General features: G+C 58.8%; 14 protein-coding genes and 2 tRNA genes. All 16 read right to left on the bottom strand.

Features of this window, described 5'->3' with window-relative positions; translation table 11 throughout:
• Positions 1 to 2 precede the first annotated feature (2 nt).
• Positions 3 to 1,214, bottom strand: a complete 1,212-nt coding sequence (locus BN1120_RS01775; protein WP_042014480.1) for an MDR family MFS transporter — start codon at positions 1,212 to 1,214, stop codon at positions 3 to 5.
• 142 nt (positions 1,215 to 1,356) lie between these two features.
• Positions 1,357 to 3,495: a polyribonucleotide nucleotidyltransferase gene (gene pnp / locus BN1120_RS01770; RefSeq protein ID WP_029314766.1), complete on the bottom strand. Its 2,139-nt coding sequence runs from the start codon at positions 3,493 to 3,495 to the stop codon at positions 1,357 to 1,359.
• Between the two features lie 180 nt (positions 3,496 to 3,675).
• Positions 3,676 to 3,945, bottom strand: coding sequence for a 30S ribosomal protein S15 (rpsO, locus tag BN1120_RS01765; protein ID WP_010675364.1), 270 nt, complete (start codon positions 3,943 to 3,945; stop codon positions 3,676 to 3,678).
• A gap of 135 nt (positions 3,946 to 4,080) precedes the next feature.
• Complete coding sequence (gene truB, locus BN1120_RS01760) at positions 4,081 to 5,031, bottom strand: tRNA pseudouridine(55) synthase TruB (protein WP_010675365.1); 951 nt, start codon at positions 5,029 to 5,031, stop codon at positions 4,081 to 4,083.
• A gap of 1 nt (position 5,032) precedes the next feature.
• On the bottom strand, positions 5,033 to 5,467 hold the full coding sequence (gene rbfA, locus BN1120_RS01755) for a 30S ribosome-binding factor RbfA (protein WP_010675366.1): 435 nt from the start codon (positions 5,465 to 5,467) through the stop codon (positions 5,033 to 5,035).
• 55 nt (positions 5,468 to 5,522) lie between these two features.
• A complete protein-coding gene (gene infB, locus BN1120_RS01750; RefSeq protein WP_042014477.1) occupies positions 5,523 to 8,225 on the bottom strand; it encodes a translation initiation factor IF-2 in 2,703 nt (900 codons plus the stop codon).
• A 20-nt stretch (positions 8,226 to 8,245) separates the two neighbouring features.
• Entirely contained in the window at positions 8,246 to 9,748 is a 1,503-nt protein-coding gene (nusA, locus tag BN1120_RS01745) for a transcription termination factor NusA (protein ID WP_010675369.1), read from the bottom strand.
• A gap of 14 nt (positions 9,749 to 9,762) precedes the next feature.
• Complete coding sequence (rimP, locus tag BN1120_RS01740; protein ID WP_010675370.1) at positions 9,763 to 10,221, bottom strand: ribosome maturation factor RimP; 459 nt, start codon at positions 10,219 to 10,221, stop codon at positions 9,763 to 9,765.
• Positions 10,222 to 10,387: 166 nt separating this feature from the next.
• A tRNA-Met gene (locus BN1120_RS01735) sits at positions 10,388 to 10,464 on the bottom strand.
• 91 nt (positions 10,465 to 10,555) lie between these two features.
• Positions 10,556 to 10,640: transfer RNA gene (locus tag BN1120_RS01730), tRNA-Leu, on the bottom strand.
• A 7-nt stretch (positions 10,641 to 10,647) separates the two neighbouring features.
• Positions 10,648 to 10,974, bottom strand: a complete 327-nt coding sequence (gene secG, locus BN1120_RS01725; protein ID WP_010633113.1) for a preprotein translocase subunit SecG — start codon at positions 10,972 to 10,974, stop codon at positions 10,648 to 10,650.
• A complete protein-coding gene (gene tpiA / locus BN1120_RS01720) occupies positions 10,975 to 11,739 on the bottom strand; it encodes a triose-phosphate isomerase (RefSeq protein WP_042014475.1) in 765 nt (254 codons plus the stop codon). It lies immediately after the preceding gene.
• Between the two features lie 131 nt (positions 11,740 to 11,870).
• Positions 11,871 to 13,205, bottom strand: coding sequence for a phosphoglucosamine mutase (gene glmM / locus BN1120_RS01715; protein WP_042014473.1), 1,335 nt, complete (start codon positions 13,203 to 13,205; stop codon positions 11,871 to 11,873).
• Positions 13,206 to 13,223: 18 nt separating this feature from the next.
• A complete protein-coding gene (gene folP / locus BN1120_RS01710; protein ID WP_042014554.1) occupies positions 13,224 to 14,069 on the bottom strand; it encodes a dihydropteroate synthase in 846 nt (281 codons plus the stop codon).
• 84 nt (positions 14,070 to 14,153) lie between these two features.
• A complete protein-coding gene (gene ftsH, locus BN1120_RS01705; protein WP_042014472.1) occupies positions 14,154 to 16,106 on the bottom strand; it encodes an ATP-dependent zinc metalloprotease FtsH in 1,953 nt (650 codons plus the stop codon).
• A 45-nt stretch (positions 16,107 to 16,151) separates the two neighbouring features.
• Positions 16,152 to 16,781 carry a 23S rRNA (uridine(2552)-2'-O)-methyltransferase RlmE gene (rlmE, locus tag BN1120_RS01700; RefSeq protein WP_042014471.1) on the bottom strand — a complete coding sequence of 210 codons (630 nt, stop codon included), beginning with the start codon at positions 16,779 to 16,781 and terminating at the stop codon, positions 16,152 to 16,154.
• Positions 16,782 to 16,804 lie beyond the last annotated feature (23 nt).

Raw genomic sequence — 16,804 nt, 5'->3', positions numbered from 1 at the left:
CGTCAGGGCCCAGCCCGGACCAGCGCAGGGCGCGAGGTCCGGGTACTCAGACCATAGAGCATCAGGATCACCAGGCAGAGCAGCGCCATCAGAGCGTAAAGCCAGCTCCCGCCCCAGTGGGCCAGCACCCAGCCTCCCAGCAAGGCCCCCATGGCCACCCCGAGTCCGGAGATGGAGGCCGCCCCGAAATAGCTCCCCTTCAAATGACCAGGCGCCATCTGATCGATCAGCACATTGAGCAAGGGGAAGAGGATGCACTCCCCGACGCTCAGGAGGATCACCGCCACTATCCAGTGCCACCAGATGGCGGTATCCCCCAGCGCAAACTGCAACTGGGCGCCGAGAAAGAGCGCCACCCCGAGTTGCAGCTTGCGCCGCGTGGACCAGCGGGCAGTCAGGTGCAGCAGGGGGAACTGCAGCATCACTATGGTCAGCGCGTTGGTCGTCACCAGCCAGCCGATGAGCCGCTCCACCTCCGGCGTCCCCGCGCGGGTCAGATACTGGATGAGGGGCGACTCGAACTGGGCGTAGACTAGCATCAGCAGCAGATTGGCCATGATCAGCAGCAGAAACCCCCTGTCCTGCCAGAGCACCCGCAGCACAGCACGCATGCCGGGCCCGGCCGCCTGGCTGGTGTGGCAACCCGCCAGCCTGAACCCGATGACAAAGACGATGCCAAGCAGCAGATAGCTGGCACTGAGCAACAGGAAGGTCTCCTGACGCGCGCTCAGGCCATAGGTGACGCCGAGCAGAGGACCGATGGCCGCCCCCAGGTTGAGCAGGAAATAACGCAGGTGCAGCGCCAGCTCACGGGCTTTGGGCTCGGCCAGATTGTCGGCCATCAGTGCCTTGCCCGGTGCGTCGATGAGCCCGTAGGAGAGTCCGCTGCCGATCACCCCGAGTGCTAGCCAGCCCACCTGGTGGGAGAGGCCGAGCAGGGCGACGCTCAGGGCGGACACCAGGCAGCCGAACAACAGGATGTTGCGCCGCCCCCATTTGTCCGAGAGCCAGCCGCCATAGAAGCTGACAAGAGTGGAAAGCGCCGCCGTGGCCCCCAGGATGGCGCCTATCAGGGTCGCCGAAAGTCCGTAGTCACGGTAGAGCAGGATGGAGAAAAAGGGCCAGACCATGAAGAAGGTGGTACGCACCATGAAAGTCCCCAGGATGACGATCCAGACCAGGGAAGGAAACTGCCTGAGGTAGGCCCAAGACATACTGCAATTCCTTTTGCCAACGAAGCGGGGTCGTCCCTTATATCAAGGGGCGCCAAAAGGAACAAGGAGACAATCTGCGCCATGCCGGGCGACAGGCACAAAAAAGCCGACCCAAGGGTCGGCTCTTTCACATACGGCAGCCTTATTCGGCAGCCGGCTCTTCGACGGCAACGGCAGCAGGAGCAGCAGCCGCTTCGGTCGGTGCGTTCGCTTCCTTGATGGAGAGACGCACACGGCCCTGACGGTCCACTTCCAGTACCTTCACCTTCACCACGTCACCGATTTTCAGGAAGTCGGCCACGTTCTGTACGCGGGCATCGGTGATCTGGGAGATGTGCACCAGACCGTCTTTACCCGGCAGGATGTTGACGAAGGCGCCGAAGTCAGCCAGGCGCACGACCTTGCCTTCGTAGATGCGGTTCACTTCGATCTCGGCGGTGATGGCCTCGATGCGGCGGATCGCTTCCATGGCGGCTTCGTTGGCCACGGCGGAGATGCGTACGGTACCGTCATCATCCAGCTCGATGTTGGTGCCGGTCTCTTCGGTCAGTGCGCGGATCACGGAACCACCCTTGCCGATCACGTCCTTGATCTTCTCAGGATTGATCTTGATGGTGTGGATGCGCGGTGCGAAATCGGAGATCTGAGCACGGGGAGCCTGGATAGCTTCGTCCATCACTTTCAGGATGTGCAGACGAGCGCCACGAGCTTGCTTCAGCGCAATCTCCATGATCTCTTTGGTGATGCCTTCGATCTTGATGTCCATCTGCAGCGCGGTCACACCTTCGCTGGTACCGGCTACCTTGAAGTCCATGTCGCCCAGGTGATCTTCGTCACCCAGGATGTCGGACAGCACGACGAAACCTTCTTCTTCCTTCACCAGACCCATGGCGATACCGGCAACGGAGGCCTTGATCGGCACACCGGCATCCATCAGCGCCAGGGAGGAGCCACAGACAGACGCCATGGAGGAGGAGCCGTTGGATTCGGTGATTTCAGAGACCACGCGCACCACGTACGGGAACTCGGCGGCGCTCGGCATCACGGCAGCAACGCCACGCTTGGCCAGACGGCCGTGACCGATTTCACGACGCTTCGGGCTGCCCATCATGCCGGTCTCGCCGACGCAGTAGGGCGGGAAGTTGTAGTGCAGCATGAAGCGATCGGCGCGGTTGCCGGTCAGCTCGTCGATGTTCTGGGCGTCACGCTCGGTACCCAGCGTGGCCACCACGATGGCCTGGGTTTCACCACGGGTGAACAGGGCAGAACCGTGGGCACGGGGCAGGATGCCGGTACCGACGGAGAGGGCGCGGATCATTTCCGGATCGCGACCGTCGATACGCGGCTCACCACGTACGACGCGACCACGGACGATGCGGCTCTCCAGGCTGTGGAACTCTTCGCCGATCTTCTTGGCATCTTCTTCCACGCCGGATGCGATGACTTGCTCGACCACGCGGCCCTTGATGGCAGCGATGGTTTCGTAGCGAACAGCCTTCTCGGTGATGCGGTAGGCTTCACCCAGCTCAGCTGTGGCCAGTTCGGCAACTTTGGCTTTCAGCGCTTCGTTGACGGCAGGCGGGGTCCAGTCCCAGGGCTTGGTACCGACGTCGGCAGCGAATTCATTGATGGCGTTGATCACGGTCTGCATCTGCTCGTGACCGTAGACTACGGCGCCCAGCATCACCTCTTCGGAGAGGATGGCCGCTTCGGATTCCACCATCAGCACCGCATTGGCAGTACCGGCAACCACCAGATCCAGATCGCTCTGGGGCAGTTCGGTGGTGGTCGGGTTCAGCACGTACTGGCCGTTCATGTAACCCACGCGGGCTGCACCGATCGGGCCGCCGAACGGGATGCCGGAGATGGCCAGGGCCGCGGAGGCACCGATCATGGCAACGATGTCGGGAGAAACGGCCGGGTTCACGGACATGACGGTGGCAACCACCTGAACCTCATTGAGGAAGCCTTCCGGGAACAGCGGACGGATGGGACGGTCGATCAGACGGGAGATGAGGGTCTCACCCTCGCTCGGACGGCCTTCACGACGGAAGAAACCACCCGGGATACGACCAGCAGCATAGGTACGCTCCTGATAGTTGACGGTCAGCGGGAAGAAATCACGGCCGTGATCGGCCTCTTTCTTGCCAACGACAGTCACGAAGACACAGGTATCGTCCATGCTGACCATGACGGCCGCAGTGGCTTGACGGGCCATCACACCGGTTTCCAGTGTGACGGTGTGTTGACCGTACTGGAATGACTTTACAATAGGATTCACGTGAATTTCCTTTTAACAATTTGGCGCTTTAAATTCGCGTGCAAGTATACTTGATTCGCATCAAAAGGTAAGCGCGGACGTCAATTCTGTGAGGCAGGCAACGGCCTGCATCCTGTTTGAAACGGGCAATAAAAAAGGGGAACCTCGCGGTTCCCCTTTTTTGCGAAATCTGATGGTCGATTAACGACGCAGACCCAGCTTGGCGATCAGAGCAGCGTAACGCTGAACGTCTTTACGCTTCAGGTAGTCCAGCAGCTTACGACGCTGGGAAACCATGCGCAGCAGACCGCGACGACCGTGGTGATCCTTGGCGTGCTCCTTGAAGTGACCTTGCAGATGGTTGATCTGGGCAGTCAGCAGGGCAACTTGCACTTCGGGGGAACCGGTGTCGTTGGCGCCACGAGCGTTGTCGGCAACGATTTGAGCTTTGATCTCAGCATTTAGAGACATGGTATTACTCCAGTAGAGTGTTTAAAGGTTCACAGCCAATCTCTAATTCAGCCGTGAAATGAGGGCGGTATCATAATCGTCCCCGCCCCTTTTCGCAACGGGAAAGACGCGTGACAGACCGATACCGCCTGAGGATCACTCCTCGTCGTGGTAGCGAACCAGACGCTTGGGCGCCACGCGCCCCTCGTCATCGATCTCGCCAACCCCGATGAATTCGCGCTCCGGGCCAACCGTCATGCGGACCTGGCCGCTTTGGGGGCTACCTGCCACCTGCACGGCCTGACCCTGGTTCACATAGGCGGCCACGGCGACCAGCATGTTTACCTCGGGCAGAGAGGCCACGGCGGTGTCCATCGGCAGCAACAGGGGATCCAACTGTTCCCGTGGCGGAATGCTTTCGGCCTTGGCCTGCTCGAAGATGCACTCGAGCTGCTCCAGGGTCAGCATCCGCTCGTAGGGGTAGCTCGCCACCTGGGTGCGACGCAGCTGGGTGACGTGAGCGCCACAGCCCAGCACTTCCCCCAGATCGTCCACCAGGGAACGGATATAGGTACCCTTGCTGCAATGCACTTCCAGCTTCACCTCGTCCCCCTCGAAGCCGAGCAGCTTGAGTTCGAAGATGGTGATGGGACGGGCTTCCCGCTCGATCTCGATCCCTTCACGGGCATATTCGTAGAGCGGACGGCCGTTGTGCTTGAGGGCGGAGTACATGGACGGCACCTGCATGATGGGGCCGCGGAACTGGTCCAGCGCCTCGATCAGGGTACCCACGGCCACGTTCACCGGACGGGTGGAGACCACCTCGCCGTCGGAGTCGCTGGTATTGGTGCGCTCGCCGAGCTTGGCGGTCACCTCATAGCGCTTGTCCGCTTCCAGCAGATACTGGGAGAACTTGGTGGCCTCCCCGAGGCAGATCGGCAACATGCCGGTGGCCAGGGGGTCCAGGGCGCCGGTATGGCCAGCCTTGGCGGCGTTGTAGATCCGCTTGACCTTCTGCAACACATCGTTGGAAGTCAGGCCGGTCGGTTTGTCCAGCAGCAGGATGCCGTGTACGTCACGGCCTTTGAAACGACGTCTACGAGACATCTCAGGCGTTATCCTCAGTCGTGTCATCCGGTGCGGATTGCTCTTCGTCACGACCGGCTTCAGTCATGCGACGCTTGTCTTCACGCACAGTGTTGGTCACCAGGTTGGAGAGGCGCATCCCCTCGACCAGGGTCTGGTCGTAGTAGAAACGCAGCTCGGGCACCACCCGCAGACGCATGGCGCTGCCCAGCAGGCTGCGGATGTAACCGGCAGCCTCGGTCAGGCCCTTGAGCCCTTCCTTGATGCGTTCGGCGTCATTCTCCAGTTGCAAGAAGGTGACATAAACCTTGGCATAGTTGAGGTCCTTGGAGACCTCCACGTCGGAGACGGTCACCATGCCGATGCGCGGGTCTTTCACCTCGCGCTGCAGGATCAGCGCGATTTCACGCTGGATCTGCTGCCCGACCCGACGGGTCCGGCTGAATTCTCTGGCCATATTCTATCCTGCGATAAAAGGGGGCCGCGACCCCCTATTTTGTCTAACGCTCGGCTTACAGAGTCCGCTGGATTTCAACGGTCTCGTACACCTCGATCTGGTCGCCTTCGCGCACGTCGTTGTAGTTCTTGACCGCGATACCACACTCGTAGCCGTTGCGAACTTCGTTGACGTCATCCTTGAAGCGGCGCAGGGATTCCAGCTCGCCTTCATAGATAACCACGTTGTCACGCAGAACGCGAATGCGGTTGGAACGCTTGACCACACCTTCGGTAACCATACAGCCGGCAACGGCGCCGAACTTCGGCGACTTGAAGACGCTACGCACTTCAGCCAGACCGATGATCTCCTGACGATACTCGGGGGCCAGCTTGCCGCTCATGGCCTGCTTCACTTCGTCGATCAGGTCATAGATGACGGAGTAGTAACGCAGATCCAGGCTCTCGGATTCGATGACCTTGCGCGCAGAAGCGTCGGCACGGACGTTGAAGCCCACCAGGATGGCGCTGGAAGCCGCGGCCAGGGTCGCGTCGGTTTCGGTGATGCCACCTACGCCGGAACCCACGATCTTCACCTTCACTTCGTCGGTGGAGAGTTTGACCAGCGCATCGCAGATCGCTTCCACAGAGCCTTGTACATCGGCCTTGATCACCACGTTCACTTCGGACACTTCGCCCTCGGTCATGTTGGCGAACATGTTTTCCAGCTTGGCCTTCTGCTGGCGGGCCAGCTTGACTTCGCGGAACTTGCCCTGACGGTAGAGCGCCACTTCACGGGCTTTCTTCTCGTCACGCACAACGGTGGCTTCGTCACCAGCAGAGGGGACGCCGGACAGACCCAGAATTTCCACTGGCAGAGAGGGACCTGCTTCCTTGATCTCGCGACCCAGTTCGTCACGCATGGCGCGCACCCGGCCGTACTCAAGACCGCACAGCACGATGTCGCCCTGACGCAGAGTACCTTCCTGTACCAGCACGGTGGCAACCGGACCACGACCTTTATCCAGGAAGGATTCGATCACGACGCCGTTGGCCATGCCGTCAACCACCGCTTTCAGCTCCAGGACTTCGGCCTGGATCAGGATGGCTTCCAGCAGGTCGTCGATGCCTTCGCCAGACTTGGCGGAGACGTGCACGAACTGGCAATCGCCACCCCAGTCTTCGGACATGACGTTGTAACGGGCCAGCTCGGTCTTGACGCGATCCGGATCCGCTTCAGGCTTGTCGATCTTGTTCACCGCAACAACCAGCGGCACACCGGCCGCCTTGGCGTGCTGGATAGCTTCGATGGTTTGCGGCATCACGCCGTCGTCAGCTGCAACAACCAGAACAACGATGTCGGTCGCCTTGGCACCACGAGCACGCATGGAGGTAAACGCCGCGTGACCCGGGGTATCCAGGAAGGTGATCATCCCGCTGTCGGTCTGTACGTGGTACGCACCGATGTGCTGGGTAATGCCACCGGCTTCGCCCGCGGCAACCTTGGCCTTACGGATATAGTCCAGCAGCGAGGTCTTGCCGTGGTCGACGTGACCCATGATGGTCACGACCGGCGCACGCGGCTTGGCTTCGGAGGTCTCGTCACGATCGCTAAGTACCGCCTCTTCCAGCTCGTTCTCACGGCGCAGCACTACCTTGTGACCCATCTCCTCGGCGACCAGCTGAGCGGTCTCCTGGTCGATCACCTGGTTGATGGTGGCCATGGCACCCATCTTCATCATCACCTTGATGACTTCAACGCCCTTGACGGCCATCTTGTTGGCGAGCTCCGCCACTGTGATGGTCTCGCCGATGACGACGTCACGGTTGACCACGGCAGCCGGCTTGTTGAAGCCGTGTTTCATGGCGTTCGGCATGGCCATCTTGCCACGCTTGCCTTTGCGGGCACGGGGATCGCGGGAGTTGCGGTCATTGCGGTCGTCTTCGCGACGGCCGACCTTCTTCGGCGCCTTGGCAGCGGCAGCCGTGCGACGGCTGGTCTCTTCCTTACGATCCAACTCATCTTCGGCCGCTTGCGCGTGCTTGTTGGTGGTCAGATGGTAATCGCTGCTCTCTTTGGCGCGAGCCGCTTCTTCTTCAGCCCAGCGGGCCGCATTCTGTTCCGCCATGATGCGAGCCTCTTCGGCTTTCTTCGCGGCGAGTTCTTCAGCTTTTTGCAAAGCTGTCTGTTCCTGTTGGCGCTTCAGTTCTTCTGCTTCGCGCTTGGCCATCTTTTCTGCCTCTTGCTGAGCTGTGCTAACGGCTGCTTTGGCGGGCTGTTGAGCCTGTCGAGCCTTCTGTTGTGCCTCGATCCGCGCCTTTTCCTCAGCTTCACGACGAGCCTGCTCAGCCTCACGGCGAGCCTTCTCTTCAGCGTCGAGGCGGGCCTTCTCTTCGGCCTCGCGACGAGCTTTTTCTTCTGCTTCCAAACGCGCTGTTTCCTCGGCTTCCGCCTGGCGCTGTTCATCTTCCAGCGCCGAGCGTCTTACATAGGTGCGAGACTTGCGCACTTCTACCTGCACTTCCTTGTTCTTGCCGCCAGTCCCCTGAACACTGATGGTGCTCTTGGTCTTGCGCTGCAAGGTCATGCGAGCAGGTGCGGTGACCTCGTCACCTCCATGCTGTTTCTTCAGATGTGCCAGCAGGGTCTGTTTCTCAGACTCGCTGACCATGTCGTCGGCCTTGCTCTTCACGATGCCGGCATCGACAAACTGCTGGAGAAGACGATCAACCGGCGTGTCGATGTCAGTGGCAAGTTGCTTAACTGATACTTCTGCCATTCATTTTCCTCCGTTTGACCTTATTCAGACTGCTCTTCTCCGAACCAACAGATATTGCGAGCAGCCATAATGAGCTCACCTGCCTTCTCGGCGGTCAACTCTTCGATGTCGGCAAGGTCATCGATACCTTGCTCTGCCAAATCTTCCAAGGTGCCGACGCCGCGAGCGGCCAGGGCATAGGCCATTTCACGACCGAGGCCGGAGAGATTGAGCAGTTCTTCGGAAGGCTCGACGCCTTCAAAGGATTCTTCTTTGGCCAGGGCCTTGGTGGTCAGGGCATCCTTGGCACGCTTGCGCAGCTCTTCGACCATGTCTTCATCCAGACCGTCGATGGCCAGCAGCTCGTTGACCGGGACGAAGGCGATCTCTTCCAGGGTGGAGAAGCCCTCTTCCATCAGCAGGCCGGCGAAATCGTCGTCGATGTCGAGGGTGCTGGTGAACAGGTTCATGATGCGGTCGTTCTCGGCCTGGTGCTTGGCACGCATGTCCTCGACGGTCATCACGTTCAGTTCCCAACCGGTCAGCTGGGAGGCAAGACGCACGTTCTGACCGTTGCGGCCGATGGCCTGGGCCAGGTTGGCGGCTTCCACGGCGATGTCCATGGTGTGGTTGTCTTCATCGACGATGATGGAGGCCACATCGGCTGGCGCCATGGCGTTGATCACGTATTGGGCCGGGTTGTCATCGTACAGCACGATGTCGGCACGCTCACCGCTCAGCTCGGCGGAGACGGCCTGAACGCGGGCACCACGCATGCCGATACAGGCACCGATCGGGTCGATACGACGATCGTTGGTCTTGACCGCAATCTTGGCGCGGGAACCCGGATCACGGGCGGCGCCCATGATTTCGATCATCTCTTCGCCGATTTCCGGCACTTCGATGCGGAACAGCTCTTTCAGGAAGTCCGGGCTGGAGCGGCTGACGAACAGCTGGGAACCACGGGCTTCCGGACGCACGGCGTAGAGCAGGCCACGGATACGGTCACCGGGACGGAAGGTCTCACGGGGCAGCATGTCGTCACGGAAGATCACGGCTTCGGCATTGCTGCCCAGATCCAGGATCACGTTGTCACGATTGCTCTTCTTGACCACGCCGCTGATGATGGTGCCTTCCTTGTCCTTGAACTGGTCAACGACTTGGGAACGCTCGGCCTCGCGCACTTTCTGCACGATGACCTGCTTGGCGGTCTGGGTGGTGATACGGTCGAAGGTCACAGAGTCAATCTGGTCTTCAACATAGTCGCCGATCTGGATATCCGGCTGCTCGATCTGAGCGGCTTCGAGAGTGATTTCCCCGTACGGGTTCTCCATGGAAGCCTGATCGGCCACCACGACCCAACGACGATAGGTGTCATAGTCACCGGTCTTGCGATCGATCTCGACACGCACTTCAATCTCGCCTTCGTATTTTTTCTTGGTCGCAGTCGCCAGCGCAGTCTCCAGAGCCTGGAAAATCTTCTCGCGGGGGACAGCCTTCTCGTTGGACACAGCGTCAACGACCAGCAAAATCTCTTTATTCATATCCGATAGCCTCGTTAACCAAAGTTCGGCACTATGTTCGCTTTTTGGATATTGGTGAAAGCCAACACCTCGTCCTTACCATCTACCGTCAGAGTGATCATGTCCCCCTGCACGGCTTTGATTACGCCTTTGAATTTGCGGCGGTTGTTTGTTGCCATCCGAAGCGTTACCGCCGCCTCCTGGCCAACGTATTTTTCGAACTGGGCGACCTTGAACAGTGGACGATCCAGACCCGGGGAAGACACCTCAAGGTAGTACTCCTCGGTGATGGGATCTTCGACATCCATGATGGCGCCGACCTGGCGGCTCACCTCGGCACAGTCTTCCACCGTCACGCCTTGCTCCGAGTCGATGAAAACGCGCAAGGTCGAGTGCTTACCCGCACGGATAAACTCGATACCCCACAGTTCAAAACCCAAGGCAACGACCGGAGCCTCGAGCAGATCGGTCAAACGTTGTTCCAACGTAGCCAAAGTCACCCTCCGAAAAACGAAAAAAGGGCATATAGCCCAGATAGAAATAGATTCAGAGTAAATTGCACATAACAAAAAGCCCCGATGTCAAATCGGGGCTTGGCGCTTTACCCTGATTGTCGCCTCGCAGCGACCGCCTTCCTGAGCGTAGGAAATGCGTGAAATTTGGTTGCGGGGGCCGGATTTGAACCGACGACCTTCGGGTTATGAGCCCGACGAGCTACCATGCTGCTCCACCCCGCGTCCGAAATCGTGCGAGATTATAGCCACTTCACTCTCGTGAGACAATACTCAGTGGCTATAACATCCCGGTTACCCGGGTTCACTGCTTAATTGGTGCCGTGGGCGGGACTCGAACCCGCACACCCTAGAGCACTACCCCCTCAAGATAGCGTGTCTACCAATTCCACCACCACGGCAAAACTCTTATTCGGGAACGTCAGTATCTTTCTTCACTGGCGCTTTGCTCTGCTCAACTTGTTGAGTCTGTTGCAGATTTTCCCATTCACTACCCTGCTTGACCTTGTTGCTGGACATGGAACCCAGAACCAGACTAATCAAGAAAAACAGAGTAGCCAAAATCGCTGTTGTGCGGGTCAGGAAGCTGCCTGAACCACCGGAGCCGAACACTGTGTTCGATGCCCCTGCGCCGAAGGAGGCGCCCATATCAGCCCCTTTACCTTGCTGAATCATCACCAGACCAATCAGAGCCAGCGATACCAGCAGATAAACGACCAAAAGAATCTCGTACATTTAACTTGCACCCTTTGCCGCTTCAACTATTCCTAAAAACGCCTCGCCATCAAGACTTGCCTTGCCTATCAGACCGCCATCAATATCGGGCTGCGCAAACAAATCTTGTGCATTGGCCGGTGTCACGCTCCCACCATAGATGATTCTGACTTTCTCACCTATTACCGGAGTATCCTCCGCCAAGCGACCGCGAATAAAGGAATGAACCTCTTGTGCCTGCTCGGGTGTGGCGCATTTACCTGTACCTACAGCCCAGATTGGCTCGTAGGCGATGATAGCATTATCGAAAGCCATCGCGCCATTTTTCTCTATGACTATGTCCAGTTCCTCGGCAATCACCTCGAAGGTTCTTCTTGCCTGCCTCGCTGCTCCTGACTCACCCAAACAAAGTATGGGTATCAGACCTGCTGCTCTGACTGCCGCAAACTTCTCTGCGACGATAAAACTGGTCTCACCAAAGAGACGCCTGCGCTCGGAGTGGCCAACAAGTACATATCGGCAACCTGCCTCGACCAGCATCCCACACGAGATTTCACCCGTATAAGCGCCCTGTCTGTGCTGACTCACGTTCTGAGCCCCCAGCTTCACTCTTCCCTGCTCACCGAGCAGTTCGGCCGTGAAACCGAGATGCACATGGGATGGACACAAGACCACATCTACGTCTTCATCAATGCGTTCTGTGCACTGACTCGTAAACTGCTCTAACTGCGACCTACTACCGTGTAACTTCCAGTTGGCTGCTACAAACGGCTTGCGATGTCCCATCGGCAACTCCCTTGCGAAAGCGGGGCTGATAATATCCAGAGGATGCTCAGCTGACAAGTGCTATTTTCAAATTTTCGAATCGTTTGAACAAGATACAACCAAGGCGACTAAAAAGCCGCCTTGGTTGTTCATTAAAACGCCGATTCGACCTGTTTGGCGATGCGCTCTGCCATATCGCGCACCTGCTGTTCGTGTTCACCTTCGACCATGACCCGGATCAGGGGCTCGGTGCCGGATTTGCGCAACAGCACCCGGCCACGGCCGGCCAGTTCCAGCTCCACTGCCGCCACTTCCTGCTGAACGGCACTGGAGGTCAGCGGATCCTTGCCTTCGGCGAAGCGCACATTGACCAGCACTTGCGGGAACTTGCTCATGCCCGAACGCAATTTGGCCAGCGGCATCTCGGCACTGCGCATGGCCGTCAGCACCTGCAGGGCGGCGACGATACCATCCCCCGTGGTGGTCTGATCCAGGCAGATGATGTGACCGGAGTTTTCGCCCCCGATGCGCCAGCCCTTCTCGTTCATCATTTCAAGCACGTAGCGGTCACCTACCTTGGCACGGGCAAAGGGGATGCCCAGGGTCTGAAGCGCCAGCTCCAGCCCCATGTTGGCCATCAGGGTGCCCACCACACCGCCCTTGAGACGGCCATGGCGCAGGGCATCCCGGGCGATGATGTAGAGGATCTCATCTCCGTCGATGATGTAACCTGTGCTGTCCACCATCACCAGACGGTCGCCGTCACCGTCGAAGGCAACGCCGAGATCGGCTTTGCACTCCTGGACCTTGGCGGCCAGCGCCTCCGGTGCGGTGGAACCGACGCCGTCATTGATGTTGAGCCCATCCGGGCTGCAGCCGATGGCGATGACTTCGGCACCCAGTTCGCGGAAGACGGAAGGGGCGATGTGGTAGGTGGCACCATGACCGCAATCCACTACCATTTTCAGCCCTTCCAGGCTCAGATTGGAGGGGAAGGTGCTCTTGCAGAATTCGATGTAGCGACCAGCCGCATCATCGATGCGCTGCGCCTTGCCAAGCTCCGCGGACTCCACGCACTTGAGTTCGTTGTCGAGCTCGGCTTCGATGGCCAGCTCGACATCATCGGGCAGCTTGGTGCCGTCGGCGGAGAAGAACTTGATGCCGTTGTCGTAATAGGGGTTGTGGGATGCACTGATGACGATGCCGGCTTCGGCACGGAAGGTGCGAGTCAGGTAGGCAACCGCCGGGGTGGGCATGGGTCCCATCAGTATGGCTTTGAGACCGGCGGCGGAGAGCCCCGCCTCCAGTGCCGACTCCAGCATGTAACCGGAGATACGGGTATCCTTGCCGATCAGCACCTTCTTGGTCCCTTTCTTGGAGAGCACCTTGCCGGCGGCCCAGCCCAGTTTCATGACGAAATCCGGGGTGATTGGGTATTCACCCACCTTGCCGCGCACGCCGTCGGTGCCGAAGTACTTTCTGGTCATTGTCTGTTTCTCGTTTTTCTATTTGGATATGAAATCTTGTCCCGTCATGGTCATCCAGCCTGTACGCAAGACATCCATGGTGGCCCGCACGTCGTGCACCCGGATGATCCTGGCGCCATGTTGCAACCCGATCAGGGCACAGGCCAGACTACCAGCCAACCGCTCGTCTACCAGGCGGTCAAGCAGGTTGCCTATCATAGACTTTCGTGACATGCCCACCAAGAGCGGAAGTTGGTAATCGAGCAGTGACGCCTGCTGGGCCAACAGCTGATAGTTGTGCGCCAGCGTCTTGCCAAAGCCATAGCCTGGATCCAATACCAGATGCTCACGCGGGATACCGGCCCCCAGACAAGCGGCAATCCGCTCGTCAAAGAAGGCTCTCACCTCCCCCACCAGATCGTCATAGTGCGGCTCCACCTGCATGGTACGGGGCTGCCCCTGCATGTGCATGAGGCATACCGGTACGCCAGCCTCGGCGGCTGCGCCCAGCGCTCCCGGCTCTTGCAGGGCGCGGACATCATTGATGAGGTGACCACCTGCAGCACACCCCTCCCGCATGACAATCGCCTTGGAGGTATCGAGGGAGATCATCACATCCAGCTCGGCGACCATGCGCTCCACCACGGGGATGACCCTGTCCAGCTCTTCTTGTTCGCTGACGTCGGGGGCACCGGGGCGGGTCGACTCGCCACCTATATCGATAAGGGTGGCCCCATCGGCCACCATGTCGCGGGCATGACCCAACGCCAGATCGATCTGCTTGAAGCGGCCACCATCTGAAAAGGAGTCCGGCGTCACATTGAGAATCCCCATGACATGGGGACGGTCGAGAGAAAGGGTACGTCCCTTGCTGATTAACTGCATTGCTTCAACTACCTCCAACAAGAGCGGCAAACGCTTCGTGCAAAGAAAAACCCCGGGCAAGCCCGGGGTTTGTATCATGGCAACTTATTTGGCCGGGACATCGTTCGCCTTGTCGATGTCACTCAGAGGTGCATTGCCCTCTTCAGCCGGCGCCTTGCCCTCCGGCCCGTTGTTCACGCTGGCACCACCTTGCGGGGTGTCACCGTGCTCATCATGCCAGTTGCTGGGAGCACGGACTTCGCGACGCGCCATCAGATCATCGATCTGCTTGGCATCGATGGTCTCGTACTTCATCAATGCATCTTTCATGGTGTGCAGCACATCCATGTTGTCCAGCAGGATCTGCTTGGCACGATCGTAGTTGCGATCGATGACCTGCTTGACCTCTGCATCGATGATGCGGGCGGTATCGTCAGACATGTGCTTGGCCTTGGCCATGCTGCGGCCGAGGAAGACTTCACCGTCCTCTTCTGCGTAAAGCATGGGGCCGAGACGCTCGGACATGCCCCACTGGGTCACCATCTTGCGGGCGATGTCGGTGGCACGTTCGATGTCGTTGGATGCACCGGTCGATACCTTCTCGGCACCGTAGATCAACTCTTCCGCCAGACGACCGCCATACAGGCTGGAGATCATGGACTCCAGATGCTGCTTGGAGTGGCTCCAGCGGTCCTGTTCCGGCAGGTACATGGTCACACCCAGCGCACGGCCGCGCGGAATGATGGAGACCTTGTAGACAGGGTCATGATCCGGCACCACGCGACCAATGATGGCGTGACCCGCTTCATGATAGGCCGTCATCTCCTTCTCGGACTCTTTCATCACCATGGAGCGACGTTCCGCCCCCATCATGATCTTGTCCTTCGCCTTTTCGAACTCCAGCATGGAGACCACTCGGCGGCTCTCGCGAGCAGAGAAGAGGGCAGCCTCGTTCACCAGGTTGGCCAGATCGGCACCGGAGAAACCAGGGGTACCACGGGCAATCAGCGCCGGATTGACGTCATCCGCCAGCGGTACCTTGCGCATGTGCACTTTCAGGATCTGCTCACGACCGCGAACATCCGGCAAGCCGACCACGACCTGGCGGTCGAAACGACCTGGACGCAGCAGAGCAGGATCCAGTACGTCGGGACGGTTGGTGGCGGCGATGACGATGATGCCTTCATTGCCTTCAAAACCATCCATTTCAACCAGCATCTGGTTCAGGGTCTGCTCACGTTCGTCGTGACCACCACCCAGACCGGCGCCACGCTGGCGACCGACCGCATCGATCTCATCGATGAAGATGATGCAGGGGGAGGATTTCTTGGCCTGTTCGAACATGTCACGCACCCGGGAGGCACCGACACCCACGAACATTTCCACGAAGTCCGAACCTGAAATGGTGAAGAACGGCACCTTGGCCTCGCCTGCAATGGCTTTGGCCAGCAGGGTCTTACCGGTACCGGGAGGACCTACCAACAGGACGCCGGTCGGGATCTTGCCACCCAGCTTCTGGAATTTGGTCGGGTCACGCAGATAGTCGACCAGCTCCTTGACCTCTTCCTTTGCCTCGTCACAACCGGCTACGTCGGCAAAGGTAGTCTTGATCTGATCTTCGCTCATCAGGCGAGCCTTGCTCTTGCCGAACGACATGGCACCCTTGCCGCCGCCGCCCTGCATCTGACGCATGAAGAAGACCCAGACACCGATCAGCAACAGCATCGGGAACCAGGAGATGAAGATGGACGTGATCAGGGACGGTTCTTCCGGCTTCTCACCCATCACCTTGACGTTATGGTTGAGCATGTCGTTGAGCAGTTGGGGATCCGGCGCAGGAATGATGGTGGTGAAACGTTCACCGGTGCGCTTGACGCCATTGATGACCTTGCCATCCATCCGCACTTCACGGATCTGCTCCTGGGTCACTTCTTTCACGAAGCTGGAATAGTCCAGCTGGCGACTGGTGGTATCGCTGGGGCTGAAGCTATTGAACACCGACATCAGCACGACGGCGATGACCAGCCACAGGATTAGGTTTTTCGCCATGTCACTCAAATCAATGACCTCGCAGACTGACAGTTAACGATGAGGGTTAGGGTACTACAGTTTAAAACCGGTAGCCACAATGTAGACTTCTCGTGAACGGGCACGGGACGAGTCTGGTTTTCGAATCTTGACGACAGAGAAAAGTCTACGTATTTCATTGAGATAGGCATCAAACCCCTCCCCCTGGAACACCTTGACTACAAAACTGCCATTACTGCTCAGGACCTGATTGCACATGTCCAGCGCCAGTTCCACCAGGTACATGGCACGGGCCTGATCCACCTGCTGGGTGCCGCTCATGTTGGGTGCCATGTCCGACATGACGACATCCACCTTGTCGGGGCTGACTCGCTCCAGCAAGGCGCCGAGTACAGTTTCCTCCCGAAAGTCCCCTTGCAGGAAATCGACACCGGCAATGGAATCCATCGGCAAAATATCGCACGCAATGACGCGCCCCTTGTCACCAACCTGGTCGATGGCAAATTGGGACCAGCCACCGGGAGCAGCCCCCAGGTCCACTACCGTCATCCCCGGCTTGAGCAGCCGGTCTTTGCCCTGGATCTCATCGATCTTGAAAACGGCGCGAGAGCGCAGTCCCAACTTCTGGGCTTTCTTGACGTATTGGTCGTCGAAATGTTCTTTTAACCAGCGGGTTGAACTGGGGGAACGTTTTTTCTGGGTCATGATTGTCGACTTTAAAAAACCAC

The organism is Aeromonas caviae (assembly GCF_000819785.1).
Classification (GTDB): Bacteria; Pseudomonadota; Gammaproteobacteria; order Enterobacterales; family Aeromonadaceae; genus Aeromonas; species Aeromonas caviae.
This window is presented reverse-complemented; position numbering and strand designations above follow the sequence as displayed.